Genomic DNA, 15,366 nt, shown 5'->3' on the forward strand with positions numbered 1-15,366 from the left:
ATCATCCTCCTGGTGGGGCCGGTTGTGTGGCTTCCAGGAGTTCGGCGAGTTCTACGAGATCGGTGCCGGTGAGGCGGGGGAGGGCGCAGCCGGAGAGGGTGCGGCAGGCGTCCCGCCAGGCGGCGGGGATCGCTTGTCCGCCGCTCAGTGCTCCGGTGAGGGCGCCGGCGAGGGCGGGTGCGGAGTCGGCGACGCGGGAGAGGCAGGCCGCGGCGGGGACCGCTTCCGCGATACGGCCGCGGGACGCGGTGGCGAGAGCGAGGGCGACCGGGACGGTTTCGGCGGCGGCGATGCCGTAGCTGTAGACGTGGTCGACGATCTGGTGTTCCAGGAGGGGGATCAGGGCGAACGCGCTGTCGCTGTCCCGCGCCAGTGCGAGCGCGTGGCGGGCGTTGCGGCCGATCTCCGTCGCTTCGGGGAGTTCGGCGAGGGCGGCTGCCACGCAGGTGTCCACGTCCGCGCCGACCAGGGCGAGCGCGAGCGCCGCCGCCATGGCCCTCGCGCCGTGGACCCCGTCCCCGTCCTGGGTGTAATGGGCGTCGAACTCGGCCAGGGCGGCGGCGAGTTGGGGGTCGCCGGGGTGCGCCACCGCGAGGACGCAGGCCCGTACGCAGGCGGCGTCGTCGAAGTAGTGGGGGTTGTCGTGGCCGGTCGCGGGTGGGCGCAGACCGGCGGCGAGGTTGCCGAGACCGGCGCGTACGGAGATGCGGGCGCGGAGGGGGAGTACGGCCGACTCGACCTCCGGTGCTCGGTCCGCCGCGGCGGCGACTTCGCTGGCGATGGCGTTCCAGGTGAGGTCGATCGCGGCTCTGGTCCTGCGTTCCCTGCTGAGGTCGCCGAGGACCGTGTCGTCGCCGGCCCGCAGTACGGCTTCGGCCGCGAAGGCCGCCCATTCGGCGTCGTCGGAGGGCCCCAGGCGCAGGGGCTCGGGGGGTTGGTTGAGTGCGATGGGGACGGGGAGTGTCGTGGTCGCGTTCTGTTCGGCGAAGGTGTCGAGTTCGCGTGTGAGACGGCGAGTCCACTCGGGCATGCGGGCGGCCCGGTGCCTCGCGGCGGGCCAGCCGGCGGCATCACCTGCGGCGAGGCCGAGGAGCAGGCCTTCGATGCGGCGGGGTTTGTTGCCGGGTGCGGGTGGCGTCAGTAGGGCCGGCAGGTCAGGTGCAGGTCGTCCCAGCAGTCCCAACTCGCTCTCCGTGTCCGCGAGTTCGAGCGCCCTTGCCTGACTCGTGACCCCCGTCTGTCTCCCCCGTGCCTCCCCGTCCGCACCGTGCCTCACAGCTCCACCTCGTCCTCGTCCGCCGCCAGTACGTACTCCGTCCGATCGGGTACCGGAGTCACCGCGCCCCACTTGCCGCCCTCCCCGGGCACGAGCAACTCCGCGATGTCCAGCACGTGGTGGCCCGCCATGGCCGGCAGGCAACTACCCCGTGCGGGACCGATCGCCGTCGCCCACTCGGGCGGGATCGCGGACGCGCCGCGGGTCGCGCCGGCCAGGGCGCCTGCCACCGCCGCCGTCGTGTCCGCGTCCCTGCCCATGTTGACCGCGGTGAGGACGGAGTCCGTGAAGTCGCCGTCCGCCGCCGCGTACGCGCCGAAGGCGAGGGCGACCGCCTCGGGGGCCAGGTCGGTCCAGGGGTAGCCGCCGATGACGACGGCGGAGCGGACCGCTCGTTCGCCCCGGTGGGCGACCGCCACCGCTCGGCGGAGGGAGCGGGCCGTCCAGGAGTCGTCCGGGACGACCGCGAGGGCCGATGCCACCACCGCGATCGTGGGGGCGCCCGCCATCGCCGCCGCGACGCCCGCCGCGACCGCCTGGCCGCCGTAGATGCCCTCGCCGTCGTGGCTCACCGAGCCGTCGATCGCGACCAGGCGGGCCGCCTCGGCGGGACGGCCCGCCGCGAAGACGCCGAAGGGGGCCGCCCGCATGGCGAGGCCGTCGCTCCAGGCGTGGCGGTGCTGGGCGGAGATGGGTGCGGCCAGGCCTCGGCGGAGGTTCTCCAGCGTGCCGCGTTCGCTGAAGCCCGCGCCCCGGAACGGGCCCTCGTCGCGGTCGGCGATCCACTCGTGCCAGGCCGCCTCCACATGGGAGGGGGTCAGGGCCGAGCCGTGCCGGGCCAGGAGGAGACCGGAGAAGATCGCGTACTCGGTGTCGTCCGTGCCCGCGGGATGCTCCGCCACGTACCCCGTGATGCGGCCCCAACGGGCGCGGATCTCCGAGGGTTTCATGTTCTCCGCCGGTGCCCCGAGCGCGTCCCCGACGGCCAGGCCGAGCAGCGCGCCGTGTGCCCGTTCGCGGAGTTCGGGGGCGTTCTCGGGCGCCGGGACCGGGGGAATGCAGGCGATCGATGCCATACGCGGCCTCTCCTACGGGGTTCCCGCAGGGCGCGGAACCCTTTGCTGATGTCTCCCACGGGAGGCCTTCGGCAGAGCCTGACCCAGTGCAAACATCACCCGGTCGATATCTGATCGGAGCCCGCCACGGGTGAGCGTTCGAGGGTAAAGGTGCTGGTTAGCGCAGCCTTTCCTTGGTGGCGAGGGGGAAATGAAAGGCGTAGGTTTGGCGTTGTCGAAGAGTAGAAGTTGTCTAAACTTAGCCTTACCTAAGGATTTTTGGGGGAGCCGGCATGGCCATCATCGAGACCGGGGCGACGCTTCACGAGGCGCACCGCGACAACCACACCCACCGCGATGTCAACGGCGGTTGGCTGCGCCCCGCGGTGTTCGGCGCGATGGACGGTCTGGTCTCCAACCTCGCCCTGATGACCGGTGTCGTGGGCGGTGCCGTGAGCCATCAGACCGTCGTCATCACGGGGTTGGCCGGGCTCGCCGCCGGTGCCTTCTCCATGGCGGCCGGCGAGTACACCTCCGTCGCCTCCCAACGCGAGCTGGTCGAGGCCGAGTTGGAAGTCGAGCGACGGGAGCTGCGCAAGCACCCGGAGGACGAGGAGGGGGAGCTGGCCTCCCTCTATGAGAGTCGTGGGGTCGAGGCCGGGCTGGCCCGCGAGGTCGCCCGGCAGCTCTCGCGCGATCCCGAGCAGGCTCTGGAGATACATGCCCGGGAAGAGCTGGGGATCGACCCCGGTGATCTGCCCTCGCCGCTGGTCGCCGCCGTGTCGTCGTTCGGTTCGTTCGCGCTGGGGGCGCTGCTTCCCGTACTGCCGTTCCTGCTCGGGGCGACCGCGCTGTGGCCGGCCCTGCTGCTCGCGCTGATCGGGCTGTTCGGCTGTGGTGCGGTGGTGGCCCGGGTGACCGCGCGGACCTGGTGGTTCAGCGGGCTGCGGCAGCTAGCGCTGGGCGGAGCGGCGGCCGGTGTGACGTACGTCCTGGGCACCTTGTTCGGAACGGTCGTAGGATAGCTCGACGCGCACTTATACATTGAGCCGCATAAGTAGCCGTTACCCACTGGTTTCGAACGCTTAACCACCGGGCATGAGCCGTAAGCGCTGCGGGCAACGACGCCTGTGGCGCACCCGCGGGATGGGCGACGACGCTCCCTCTGCCCCGGGCCGACGGACATCGATCTGTTCGCTTTGGTCCCCTTAATCTCCACCGCCTGTGCGGTGCGCCGCCGCCACCCCGCGGCGTCCGCATGTTGGAACGGAGTATCCGGTTCCCGAGAACCGTTCCATCATGTAACCTGCACGAAATTTTGCGTCAACTCGCAGAGGGCCAACGTCGTCCCTATGCCCATGCATATGCCACGACGACGACGGGAGAGCCGATGCGTACGCCGCGCCAGCCGTCCCAGCAGACCACGAACGGCCAGAACTGGTCCTTCATGGATGCTCGCCCTGCCGCGCAGGGTATGTACGACCCCCGCAACGAGCACGACGCCTGTGGCGTCGGCTTCGTGGCCACCCTCACCGGCGAGGCGAGCCATGCGCTGGTCGAGCAGGCGCTCACGGTGCTGCGCAACCTGGAGCACCGCGGTGCTACCGGTGCCGAGCCCGACTCGGGCGACGGCGCGGGCATCCTGTCCCAGGTACCGGACTCCTTCTTCCGCGAGGTGGCCGGATTCGAGTTGCCCGCCGCCGGTGGCTACGCGGTCGGCATCGCCTTCCTGCCCCGCGACGGCGCCGATGCGACCGTTTCACAGGTCGAGACGATCGCCGCGGAGGAGGGCCTCACGGTCCTCGGCTGGCGCGAGGTCCCGACCGCCCCCGAACTCCTCGGCGCCACCGCGCGTTCGACCATGCCGGTCTTCCGGCAGGTCTTCGTGAGCGACGGCGAGACCGAGGGCATCGACCTCGACCGCAAGGCGTTCGTGCTGCGCAAGCGCGCCGAGCGCGAGGCCGGCGTCTACTTCCCCTCGCTGTCCGCGCGGACCATCGTCTACAAGGGCATGCTCACCACGGGCCAGCTGGAGCCGTTCTTCCCGGACCTGTCCGACCGCCGCTTCGCCTCGGCGATCTCGCTCGTGCACTCCCGGTTCTCCACCAACACCTTCCCGTCGTGGCCGCTCGCCCACCCGTACCGCTTCGTCGCGCACAACGGCGAGATCAACACGGTCAAGGGCAACCGCAACTGGATGGCGGCCCGCGAGTCCCAGCTCGTCTCCGACCTCTTCGGCGACCAGGACAAGCTCGACCGGGTCTTCCCGATCTGCACGCCCGACGCCTCCGACTCCGCGTCCTTCGACGAGGTGCTCGAACTGCTGCACCTGGGCGGGCGTTCGCTGCCGCACTCCGTGCTGATGATGATTCCGGAGGCGTGGGAGAACCACGCCTCCATGGACCCGGCCCGCCGCGCCTTCTACCAGTTCCACGCCACGATGATGGAGCCCTGGGACGGCCCGGCCTGTGTCACCTTCACCGACGGCACCCAGGTCGGCGCGGTCCTCGACCGCAACGGCCTGCGCCCCGGCCGCTACTGGGTCACCGACGACGGCCTCGTCGTCCTCGGCTCCGAGGTCGGCGTCCTCGACATCGACCCCGCGAAGGTCGTCCGCAAGGGCCGCCTCCAGCCCGGCCGCATGTTCCTCGTGGACACCGCCGAGCACCGCATCATCGAGGACGACGAGATCAAGGCCGGCCTCGCCGCCGAGAAGCCGTACGGCGACTGGCTGGAAGCCGGCGAGATCGAGCTGTCCGACCTGCCCGAGCGTGAGCACATCGTGCACACCCACGCCTCGGTCACCCGCCGCCAGCAGACCTTCGGCTACACCGAGGAGGAGCTGCGCGTCATCCTCGCGCCGATGGCCAAGGCCGGTGCCGAGCCGATCGGTTCGATGGGCACCGACTCGCCGATCGCCGCGCTCTCCAGCCGCCCGCGCCTGCTCTTCGACTACTTCACCCAGCTGTTCGCGCAGGTCACCAACCCGCCGCTGGACGCCATCAGGGAAGAGCTCGTGACCTCCCTGCGCTCGTCCCTCGGCCCCGCGAGCAACCTGCTTGAGCCGACGGCCGCTTCCTGTCGTAGCGTCACCCTGCCCTTCCCGGTGATCGACAACGACGAGCTGGCCAAGCTCATCCACATCAACGCCGACGGCGACATGCCCGGCATGAAGGCCGCGACCCTCTCCGGCCTGTACCGGGTCTCCGGCGGCGGCGACGCCCTCGCCGCCCGTCTCACGGAGATCTGCACCGAGGCCGACGCGGCCATCGAGAACGGCGCCCGGCTGATCGTCCTCTCGGACCGCCACTCGGACGCCGAGCACGCGCCGATCCCCTCGCTGCTGCTCACCGCCGCCGTCCACCACCACCTCATCCGCACCAAGCAGCGCACCCAGGTGGGCCTGCTGGTCGAGGCCGGTGACGTCCGCGAGGTCCACCACGTCGCCCTGCTCATCGGCTTCGGCGCCGCCGCCGTCAACCCGTACCTGGCGATGGAGTCCGTCGAGGACCTCGTCCGCGCCGGCACCTTCCTCACCGACATCGAGGCCGAGCAGGCCATCCGCAACCTGATCTACGCGCTCGGCAAGGGCGTCCTCAAGGTCATGTCCAAGATGGGCATCTCGACCGTCGCCTCCTACCGGGGCGCCCAGGTCTTCGAAGCGGTCGGCCTCGACGAGCAGTTCGTCAACGCCTACTTCAGCGGTACGGCCACCAAGATCGGCGGGGTCGGCATCGACGTCGTCGCCCAGGAGGTCGCCGCCCGGCACGCCAAGGCGTACCCCGCCTCCGGCATCGCGCCCGCGCACCGCGCGCTCGACATAGGCGGCGAGTACCAGTGGCGCCGCGAGGGCGAGCCGCACCTGTTCGACCCGGAGACGGTCTTCCGCCTCCAGCACTCGACGCGCACCAACCGCTACGACATCTTCAAGAAGTACACGGACCGCGTGAACGAGCAGTCCGAGCGGCTGATGACCCTGCGCGGCCTCTTCGGCTTCAAGTCGGACCGGCCCTCGATCTCCATCGACGAGGTCGAGCCCGTCTCCGAGATCGTCAAGCGCTTCTCCACCGGCGCCATGTCGTACGGCTCCATCTCCCTGGAGGCGCACGAGACGCTCGCCATCGCCATGAACCAGTTGGGCGGCAAGTCCAACACCGGAGAGGGCGGCGAGGACCCGGACCGCCTCTACGACCCGGCCCGCCGGTCCGCCATCAAGCAGGTCGCCTCCGGCCGCTTCGGCGTCACCTCCGAGTACCTGGTCAACGCGGACGACATCCAGATCAAGATGGCCCAGGGCGCCAAGCCCGGCGAGGGCGGCCAGCTGCCCGGCCACAAGGTCTACCCGTGGGTCGCCAAGACCCGGCACAGCACCCCCGGTGTCGGTCTGATCTCCCCGCCGCCGCACCACGACATCTACTCCATCGAGGACCTCGCCCAGCTGATCCACGACCTGAAGAACGCGAACCCGCAGGCGCGGATCCACGTCAAGCTGGTCTCCGAGGTCGGTGTCGGCACGGTCGCGGCCGGTGTGTCGAAGGCGCACGCGGACGTCGTCCTGATCTCCGGCCACGACGGCGGTACGGGCGCCTCGCCGCTGACCTCCCTCAAGCACGCGGGTGGACCTTGGGAGTTGGGACTCGCCGAGACCCAGCAGACCCTGCTGCTCAACGGACTGCGCGACCGGATCGTCGTCCAGACGGACGGCCAGCTCAAGACCGGCCGGGACGTCGTCATCGCCGCGCTGCTCGGCGCCGAGGAGTTCGGTTTCGCGACCGCGCCGCTCGTCGTCTCCGGCTGCGTCATGATGCGCGTCTGCCACCTGGACACCTGCCCGGTCGGCATCGCCACCCAGAACCCGGTGCTGCGCGACCGGTTCGCCGGCAAGGCCGAATACGTCGTGAACTTCTTCCAGTTCATCGCCGAGGAGGTCCGCGAGATCCTCGCCGAGCTGGGCTTCCGCACCATCGAGGAGGCCGTCGGCCAGGCCGGCACGCTCGACGTCGAGCGCGCGGTCGACCACTGGAAGGCGCAGGGCCTGGACCTGGCCCCGCTGTTCTACGTCCCCGAGCTCCCCGAGGGCGCCGCCTTCCACCAGGTCATCCAGCAGGACCACGGCCTGGAGAAGGCGCTCGACAACGAGCTGATCAAGCTCGCCGCCGACGCCCTGGCCGCGTCCAGCGCCACCGACGCCCAGCCGGTCCGCGCCCAGGTCGCGATCCGCAACATCAACCGCACGGTCGGCACCATGCTCGGCCACGAGGTGACGAAGAAGTTCGGCGGTGCCGGTCTGCCCGACGACACCATCGACATCACCTTCACCGGCAGCGCGGGCCAGTCCTTCGGTGCCTTCCTCCCGCGCGGTGTCACGCTGCGCCTGGAGGGCGACGCCAACGACTACGTCGGCAAGGGCCTTTCGGGCGGCCGGGTCATCGTCCGTCCCGACCGGGGCGCCGACCACCTCGCCGAGTTCTCCACCATCGCGGGCAACACCATCGCCTACGGCGCGACCGGCGGCGAGCTGTTCCTGCGCGGCCGTACCGGCGAGCGATTCTGTGTCCGCAACTCCGGTGCCACCGTGGTCTCCGAGGGCGTGGGCGACCACGGCTGCGAGTACATGACCGGCGGCCGGGCGGTCGTCCTGGGCGAGACCGGCCGCAACTTCGCGGCGGGCATGTCCGGCGGTATCGCCTACGTCATCGACCTGAACCCCGACAACGTGAACGTCGGGAACACGGGCGCCGTCGAGGAGTTGGACGACACCGACAAGCAGTGGCTGCACGACGTGGTGCGCCGCCACGCCGAGGAGACCGGTTCCACGGTCGCCGGGAAGCTGCTCGCCGAGTGGGCCGTGTCCGTGGAGCGCTTCAGCAAGATCATCCCCAGTGCCTACAAGGCAGTGCTCGCCGCCAAGGACGCCGCCGAGCGAGCGGGTCTCTCCGAGACCGAGATCACCGAGAAGATGATGGAGGCGGCGACCAATGGCTGACCCCAAGGGCTTTCTGAACCACGGGCGCGAGGTCGCCAAGTCCCGCCCCGTCGACGTACGTCTGAAGGACTGGAACGAGGTCTACGTCCCGGGCTCCCTGCTGCCGATCATCGGCAAGCAGGCCGGCCGGTGCATGGACTGCGGCATCCCGTTCTGCCACAACGGCTGTCCGCTGGGGAACCTGATCCCCGAGTGGAACGACTACGCCTACCGCGGCGACTGGACGGCCGCCTCCGAGCGGCTGCACGCCACGAACAACTTCCCCGAGTTCACCGGGCGGTTGTGCCCCGCGCCGTGCGAGTCGGCCTGTGTGCTGGGCATCAACCAGCCGCCGGTCACCATCAAGAACGTCGAGGTCTCCATCATCGACAAGGCGTGGGAGACCGGGGACGTCGCCCCGCAGGCCCCCGAGCGCCTCTCCGGCAAGACCGTCGCGGTCATCGGCTCGGGCCCGGCGGGCCTCGCCGCCGCCCAGCAGCTCACCCGGGCCGGCCACACCGTCGCCGTCTACGAGCGCGCGGACCGCATCGGAGGCCTTCTCCGCTACGGCATCCCCGAGTTCAAGATGGAGAAGCGGCACATCAACCGCCGCATAGAGCAGATGCGCGCGGAGGGCACCCGCTTCCGCACCGGCATCGAGATCGGCCGCGACCTCAAGGCGACCGACCTGCGCAAGCGCTACGACGCGGTCGTCGTCGCCGCCGGTGCCACCACCGCCCGTGATCTCCCCGTCCCCGGGCGGGAGTTGACCGGTGTCTACCAGGCGATGGAGTACCTGCCCCTGTCGAACAAGGTCCAGGAGGGCGACTACGTCACCACCCCGGTCTCGGCCGAGGGCAAGCACGTCGTCGTGATCGGCGGCGGCGACACCGGCGCGGACTGCGTCGGTACGGCGCACCGCCAAGGCGCCGCCTCCGTCACGCAGTTGGAGATCATGCCCCGCCCGGGCGACGAGCGGAACGCCGTCTCCCAGCCCTGGCCGACCTTCCCGATGCTCTACAAGGTCACCTCCGCGCACGAGGAGGGCGGTGAGCGGGTCTACTCCGTCAACACCACCCACTTCGAGGGCGACGAGGACGGCAACGTCCAGTGGCTGCACCTCGTCGAGGTCGAGTTCATCGAGGGCAAGCTGACCCCGAAGCCGGGCACCGAGCGCAAGATCCCGGCCCAACTGGTCACGCTGGCCATGGGGTTCACCGGCACCGACCGCGAGAACGGCCTCGTCGAGCAGTTCGGCCTGGGCCTGGACGAGCGCGGCAACATCGCCCGCGACACCGACTTCCAGACCAACGTCCCCGGTGTGTTCGTCGCCGGTGACGCGGGCCGCGGCCAGTCCCTCATCGTGTGGGCGATCGCGGAGGGCCGCTCGGCCGCCCGCGGCGTCGACCGCTTCCTCACGGGCGCCAGCGAACTGCCGGCCCCGATCCGCCCGACAGACCGCTCGCTGATGGTCTGACGGCCCGAGAAAAAAAGAGGGGTTCCTCCTCAGAGGGAACCCCCTCAACAGACGTCCCGTACAACGGCGTACGGAACACTCCGCGGCGCTTGCCCTGTCCCCGACCGGACCTGGGCGGGCGCCGCGGCATTTTCACGGCACCCGGTACGTCTCCCCGTACACCTTCCACACCAACGGCGTCCGCAGGTCCAGGTTCCCCTCCTCCAGGAACTTCCGCTGCGCCGTGTCGATGCGCGAGGTGTCGATCCCGGGATGCTTCGCCCGCATCGTGGCCCTGCGGACATCGAGGAAGGCACTCAAGTAGGCCTGCTCGGAGCCCCCTTCGGCAGGAGGCTTGGCCCGCTCCGTCGCGCGCTCCCGGATGCCGTAGAAGCCGTCCGTTCCCGGCCCGTGGAAGACCATCGCGTCGTAGTAGATGAACTGCCCGAGCGGGCCCAGGCCGTCGCGCTTCGCGGCGGCGACCGCCGGGTCGAAGTAGATACGGTCGCGCTCCGCGTCCTGCGCCTCCTGGAACGCGGGGACCTCCGCCTCGGCGCGCCAGGCGGCCGGGAAGCCGGGGTCCAGGCCCTGGTGCGAGTCCGTGCCGTCGACCGCGCGCAGCGCGGGGAGGTAGCGGGCGAGACCGTTGTCGGGGTGGGCGGCGGTGTAGTGCTCGACGAGGACGAGCAGGTCGTGGGTGCCGGTGCAGAAACCGATGATGCCCGCGGTGTAGCCCTGGCCGTCACCGATGTCCTGGACGTAGGCGTACGCGCTGCGCCAGTTCAGCGTCGAGTTCTCGGCGCTGGCCACCAGTTCCTGCGCGAGGTTCTTCATGGCCGGCGCGGCCAGGCCCTCCGGTGCTCTCCGTTGCGCCGCGGCGGCCGGGTGCGCGGGGCGCGGGTCGTCGTGGGCGGTGGGAGAGAAGCCGTAGGCCGTCGCGGCGATGGCGACGGGTACGGCGGCGAGCATCAGGGCGCCGACGCGTTTCATGGCCCCCAGCCTAGGGGCGGTTACGTCCCTTATGCCGGGGGTTGGGCGGACATCGAGACCGCCAAACCTCCATGGCGTAATCTCGATCCTTTCGCCGTGATCCGAAGGGAGCGCCTGTGGCCGCGATCTCGCTCAGCAAGGTCGAGAAGACCACGCCCGCGCTGGTCAGCCTGTACAAGAGCGCCGAGTTGTACGACCGGCCGGCGGGCGAGTTCCCGCAGTGGCCGGCGACGGCGCGGGAGCGGGGGATCGTCGGATGACCCGCGCCCTGCCCGCCTCGGCGCGAACCGCCGTGCCCTGGAAGAACGGTGGCGGTGTCACCCGCGAGATCGCCGCCTGGCCCGAGGGCTCGGGCATGGACGACTTCGGCTGGCGGGTGAGCCTGGCCGAGGTCGGCGCGGACGGTCCGTTCTCCGCCTTCCCCGACGTCGACCGGACCCTGACCGTCGTCGAGGGCGCCGGCATGGACCTCACCGTCGACGGCACCCGGCACCTAGTCAACACCCGTTACTCACCAAGGGACTTCAGAGGCGACGTACCGACCGACTGCCGGCTGTTGGACGGCCCGGTCGTCAACCTCAACGTCATGTGGCGCAGGAGTGCGGCCGCCACGGCCCCCACGGTGGCCGTCGTCCGAGGGCGGCTGCGGCTGCGTTCGGACACCCTGGTCGTGGCGCTCGACGGGAGCGCGGAGGTTGCCGGAATGACTCTCAGGCCGTACGACGCAGTGCAGTTGGGCGAAGAAGCGGTGCTGCACGCGCTGGGCCGCAGCGCCGTGATCGGATTGCCACTGCCGCCCGCTGACGCACCGTTGGCATAGTCACGACCCCGTGACACCCTGTGGGGTGATCCGACGGGGAGGGGCGGCCAAACGTATGGACGGCGCACGATCGGTGAACGGAGCGGTGGGCACCGCGCGGCCGGAGGCGGCCGGCAAAGGGGAGAAGCTCGCCGACTGGGCGGACGGACGGCTCGGGCTGTACGCGCTGGCCAAGGCCAATATGCGCAAGGTCTTCCCGGACCACTGGTCCTTCATGCTGGGCGAGATCTGCCTCTACAGCTTCATCATCCTGATCCTCACCGGCGTCTATCTCACCCTGTTCTTCGAGCCGAGCGGTGTCGAGGTCATCTACCACGGCTCGTACACGCCGTTGAACGGCATCCCGATGACCCGCGCGTTCGAGTCCACGCTCGACATCAGCTTCGACGTGCGCGGCGGGCTGCTGATCCGGCAGATCCATCACTGGGCGGCCGTCGTCTTCATCGCCGGCATGCTCATCCACATGATGCGGGTGTTCTTCACCGGCGCGTACCGCAAGCCGCGCGAGCTCAACTGGGTGTTCGGCTGGACCCTGTTGTTCCTCGGCATCATCACCGGCCTGACCGGCTACTCGCTCCCCGACGACCTGCTCTCCGGCACCGGTATCCGGTTCGCCGACGGCGCGATCCTGTCCGTACCGATCGTCGGCACGTACATCTCGATGTTCCTGTTCGGCGGGGAGTTCCCGGGCCACGACATCATCTCGCGGCTCTTCCCGATCCATGTCCTGGTGCTGCCCGGGATCATGCTGGGCCTGGTGGTCGCGCATCTGATCCTGGTCTTCTACCACAAGCACACGCAGTACCCCGGGCCCGGACGCGACCAGAAGAGCGTGGTCGGCATGCCCTTCCTGCCCGTCTACATGGCCAAGGCGGGCGGCTTCTTCTTCCTCGTCTTCGGGGTGCTCGCCGTCATGGGCGGGATCGCCAGCATCAACCCCGTGTGGGCCTTCGGGCCCTACCGCCCCGACCTGGTGACGACCGGCGCCCAGCCCGACTGGTATCTCGGCTTCTCCGAGGGACTGATCCGGGTGATGCCGGGATGGGAGCTCAACGCCTGGGGCCACACACTGGAGTTGGGTGTCTTCATCCCCTTCACGCTCTTCCCGCTGATCCTCGCCGCCATCGGCGCCTACCCCTTCATCGAGTCCTGGATCACCGGCGACAAACGCGAACACCACATCCTGGACCGGCCGCGCAACATGCCCGTGCGCACCGGGCTCGGGGTGGCCTGGCTCAGCCTGTACGGCGTGCTGCTGATCGGCGGCGGCAACGACGTGGTCGCCACCCACCTGAATCTGTCGATCAACGCGATCACCTGGTTCGTACGGATCTCCTTCTTCGTGATGCCCGTGGTCGCCTTCATCGCCACCAAACGGATCTGCATGGGACTCCAGCGCCGGGACCGCGACAAGGTCCTGCACGGCCGTGAGTCCGGCCTCATCAAGATGCTGCCGCACGGCGAGTACATCGAGGTCCACGAACCCCTCGCGCAGGACGAGCTGTTCAGACTCACCCAGCACGAGCAGGAGCCCCCGTACGCCATCGGCCCGCTCGTCGACGCGAACGGTGTGCGGCGGCAGGTCAAGGGCGGGCAGCGGGTACGGGCCCGGCTCGCCAAGGCGATGTTCGGACCCGAGACCCGGATCCCCAAGCCGACGGTCGAGGAGTACAAGGAACTCACCAGCGGCGACCACCACCACTGAGCACGGCCGCTCTGCACGTGGCCGGGTCACCCCAAGCGCCGCGCAGCGCACGGGCCTTGGTCAGCCACAACGACAGGTCGTACTCGGCGGTGTAACCGATCGCACCGTGCAGTTGAAGCGCCGTACGAGCCGTCGCGTACGCGGCCTCGCACGCCGCGACCTTCGCGGCCGCCACGTCCGACTCCGTCATGCTGAGCGCGGCCCCGAAGAGGAGGGGCCGCGCGAACTCCAACGCGATCTTCGCATCGGCCAGTTGATGCTTCACCGCCTGGAACGAGCCGATGACCACCCCGAATTGGCTGCGCCGCTTGACGTACTCGACGGTCCTGTCGAGCAGGGCGAGCCCGACACCGAGCGCTTGGGCGGTGGTGGCGAGCCGGGCCCAGGTGAGGGCGTGGGCGGCGGGCGGCTCCGGGGTGAGGAGTTCGCCGCCCGGGAGCAGACGGGTCAGGCGGCGCGCGGGGTCCAGGGAGGCCCGCACCGGCCCGTGCCCGGAGGCCATACGCAGACCGTCGGGGTCCCAGGTCAGGCGCGTCGTCGCCACATCACCGTCCAGCGCGTACGACCCCGCCGGCGCCGCCGTGGCCATGGCCTCGCCCGACGCCAGCGAGGGCAACAGGCGCTTGGCGAGACCCGGTGCGGACAGCAGCGCGGCTGCCATGACCGTCTCCACCAGCGGCCCCGGTACCGCGTGCCGCCCCAACTCCACGAAGGCCACGGCGAGTTCGACCGGACGCGCGCCCAGGCCCTCGTAGGCCTCGGGCACCGCCAGTGCGAACACCCCCGCCCCCGCGATACGGCGCCACAACGCCCGCCCGCTCGCGTGGTCGCCGCGGCTCCAGGACCGTATGACCGACGGCGTGTCCGCGGCCGTGAGCATCGCGTTCAACGAGTCGGCGAACGCGCGCTGTTCGGTGTCCAGGAGGAAGCGCATCAGCGGCGGCCCTTCGGCAGGCCGAGCAGGCGCTCGGCGATGATGTCGCGCTGGATCTCGTTCGTGCCGGCGTAGATGGGGCCCGCGAGGGCGAAGACATAGCCGTCCGACCAGTCGGTGGCCGTCAACTCGCCTTCCGCGCCCAGGAGATCGAGGGCCGTTTCGTGCAGGGCTATGTCGTACTCGGACCAGAAGACCTTGTTCAGGCTGGACTCCGGGCCGATGGACTCGCCGTCGAGGAAACGGGAGGCGTTGGCGTAGGTGAAGAGTTGATAGGCGCGGGCGCCGATCATCGCGTCCGCCACCCGGTCACTCGTCGACTGTGAACTGCCCTGCGTGCGCCAGAGGTCGAGGAGGCGGTCGGCGGCGGCGAGGAAGCGGCCGGGGGAGCGGAGGGTGAGCCCACGTTCGTTGCCAGCTGTCGACATGGCGACCCGCCAGCCCTGGCCCGGTTCGCCGATCACGTCCTCGTCGGGCACGAACACCTCGTCCAGGAAGAGCTCGGCGAAGGCCGGCCTGCCGTCGAGGCGGCCGATCGGGCGGACCGTGACACCGGGTGCGCGCAGGTCGAACATCAGGTAGCTGAGGCCCTGGTGGGGTTTCGGGGTGTCCGGCTCGCTGCGGAACAGGCCGAACGCGCGGTCCGCGAAGGCCGCGCGGGACGACCAGGTCTTCTGCCCGCTCAGCAACCAGCCCCCCTCCGTGCGCACCGCCCGCGAGGTGAGCGACGCCAGGTCCGAACCCGCCTCCGGCTCCGACCACGCCTGCGCCCACACCACCTCGCCGGTCGCCATCGAAGGCAGCACACGCGCCCGCTGCTCCGGCGTGCCGTGGTCGAAGAGGGTCGGGGCGAGCAGGTTGATGCCGTTCTGGCCGACCCGGCCCGGCGCGCCCGCCGCGTAGTACTCCTCCTCGAAGACCAGCCATCGCACGATGTCCGCACCCCGCCCGCCGTACTCCTCGGGCCAGGACACCACCGACCAGCGGTCCGCGGCGAGTCGGGCCTCCCAGACGCGGTGGGCGGCGAAGCCCTCCTCGGTTTCGAGGGAGGGGAGCGGGGTGGCCGGCACATGCGTCCGCAGCCAGGCGCGGGCCTCGGCGCGGAACGCCTCCTGGCCGGGCGTGAGGTCGAGATCCATGGACCGCCCCTCCTTCCCTCAATCTT

11 protein-coding genes are annotated in these 15,366 nt (G+C 70.3%); 6 read left to right on the forward strand and 5 right to left on the reverse strand.

Going from position 1 to position 15,366, the window contains the following annotated elements:
- Position 1: 1 nt before the first annotated feature.
- Together AB0M63_RS29945 and AB0M63_RS29950 are read right to left on the reverse strand one after the other, a co-directional pair.
- Positions 2-1,153 (reverse strand): ADP-ribosylglycohydrolase family protein, encoded by a 1,152-nt coding sequence (locus AB0M63_RS29945; protein WP_366021806.1) that lies wholly within the window; start codon positions 1,151-1,153, stop codon positions 2-4.
- A 119-nt stretch (positions 1,154-1,272) separates the two neighbouring features.
- The gene (locus AB0M63_RS29950) at positions 1,273-2,352 is read right to left on the reverse strand and encodes an ADP-ribosylglycohydrolase family protein (RefSeq protein WP_366021631.1); all 1,080 of its coding nucleotides are present in this window, start codon (positions 2,350-2,352) and stop codon (positions 1,273-1,275) included.
- Between the two features lie 272 nt (positions 2,353-2,624).
- Between AB0M63_RS29950 and AB0M63_RS29955 the strand changes: the two genes are divergently transcribed.
- The 3 genes from AB0M63_RS29955 (at position 2,625) to AB0M63_RS29965 (ending at position 9,773) form a co-directional block, all read left to right on the forward strand.
- Positions 2,625-3,356, forward strand: a complete 732-nt coding sequence (locus tag AB0M63_RS29955; RefSeq protein WP_355912482.1) for a VIT1/CCC1 transporter family protein — start codon at positions 2,625-2,627, stop codon at positions 3,354-3,356.
- Positions 3,357-3,721: 365 nt separating this feature from the next.
- The gene (gene gltB, locus AB0M63_RS29960) at positions 3,722-8,317 is read left to right on the forward strand and encodes a glutamate synthase large subunit (RefSeq protein ID WP_355912475.1); all 4,596 of its coding nucleotides are present in this window, start codon (positions 3,722-3,724) and stop codon (positions 8,315-8,317) included.
- Positions 8,310-9,773 carry a glutamate synthase subunit beta gene (locus tag AB0M63_RS29965; RefSeq protein ID WP_355912472.1) on the forward strand — a complete coding sequence of 488 codons (1,464 nt, stop codon included), beginning with the start codon at positions 8,310-8,312 and terminating at the stop codon, positions 9,771-9,773. The genes gltB and AB0M63_RS29965 overlap by 8 nt, the downstream gene beginning before the upstream one ends.
- 132 nt (positions 9,774-9,905) lie before the next feature.
- Here AB0M63_RS29965 and AB0M63_RS29970 read toward each other — a convergent pair whose 3' ends face one another.
- Positions 9,906-10,742 carry a chitosanase gene (locus tag AB0M63_RS29970; protein WP_355912469.1) on the reverse strand — a complete coding sequence of 279 codons (837 nt, stop codon included), beginning with the start codon at positions 10,740-10,742 and terminating at the stop codon, positions 9,906-9,908.
- A 116-nt stretch (positions 10,743-10,858) separates the two neighbouring features.
- Here AB0M63_RS29970 and AB0M63_RS29975 point away from each other — a divergent pair, with 116 nt between their 5' ends.
- Genes AB0M63_RS29975 through AB0M63_RS29985 form a run of 3 tightly spaced genes read left to right on the forward strand, consistent with a single transcriptional unit; the run spans position 10,859 to position 13,267 of the window.
- Positions 10,859-11,002: a hypothetical protein gene (locus AB0M63_RS29975; RefSeq protein WP_355912466.1), complete on the forward strand. Its 144-nt coding sequence runs from the start codon at positions 10,859-10,861 to the stop codon at positions 11,000-11,002.
- The gene (locus AB0M63_RS29980) at positions 10,999-11,562 is read left to right on the forward strand and encodes a HutD family protein (protein ID WP_366021632.1); all 564 of its coding nucleotides are present in this window, start codon (positions 10,999-11,001) and stop codon (positions 11,560-11,562) included. Before AB0M63_RS29975 ends, AB0M63_RS29980 begins: the two co-directional genes overlap by 4 nt.
- Before the next feature lie 55 nt (positions 11,563-11,617).
- Entirely contained in the window at positions 11,618-13,267 is a 1,650-nt protein-coding gene (locus AB0M63_RS29985; protein WP_366021633.1) for a cytochrome bc complex cytochrome b subunit, read from the forward strand.
- Here the strand turns inward: AB0M63_RS29985 and AB0M63_RS29990 are convergent.
- Both AB0M63_RS29990 and AB0M63_RS29995 read right to left on the reverse strand, forming a co-directional pair.
- Positions 13,242-14,201 carry an acyl-CoA dehydrogenase family protein gene (locus tag AB0M63_RS29990; RefSeq protein ID WP_366021634.1) on the reverse strand — a complete coding sequence of 320 codons (960 nt, stop codon included), beginning with the start codon at positions 14,199-14,201 and terminating at the stop codon, positions 13,242-13,244. The genes AB0M63_RS29985 and AB0M63_RS29990 overlap by 26 nt on opposite strands.
- Positions 14,201-15,340, reverse strand: a complete 1,140-nt coding sequence (locus tag AB0M63_RS29995) for an acyl-CoA dehydrogenase family protein (RefSeq protein ID WP_366021635.1) — start codon at positions 15,338-15,340, stop codon at positions 14,201-14,203. The genes AB0M63_RS29990 and AB0M63_RS29995 overlap by 1 nt, the downstream gene beginning before the upstream one ends.
- Positions 15,341-15,366: the final 26 nt, after the last annotated feature.

The organism is Streptomyces sp. NPDC051576 (genome assembly GCF_040681835.1).
Classification (GTDB): domain Bacteria; phylum Actinomycetota; class Actinomycetes; order Streptomycetales; family Streptomycetaceae; genus Streptomyces.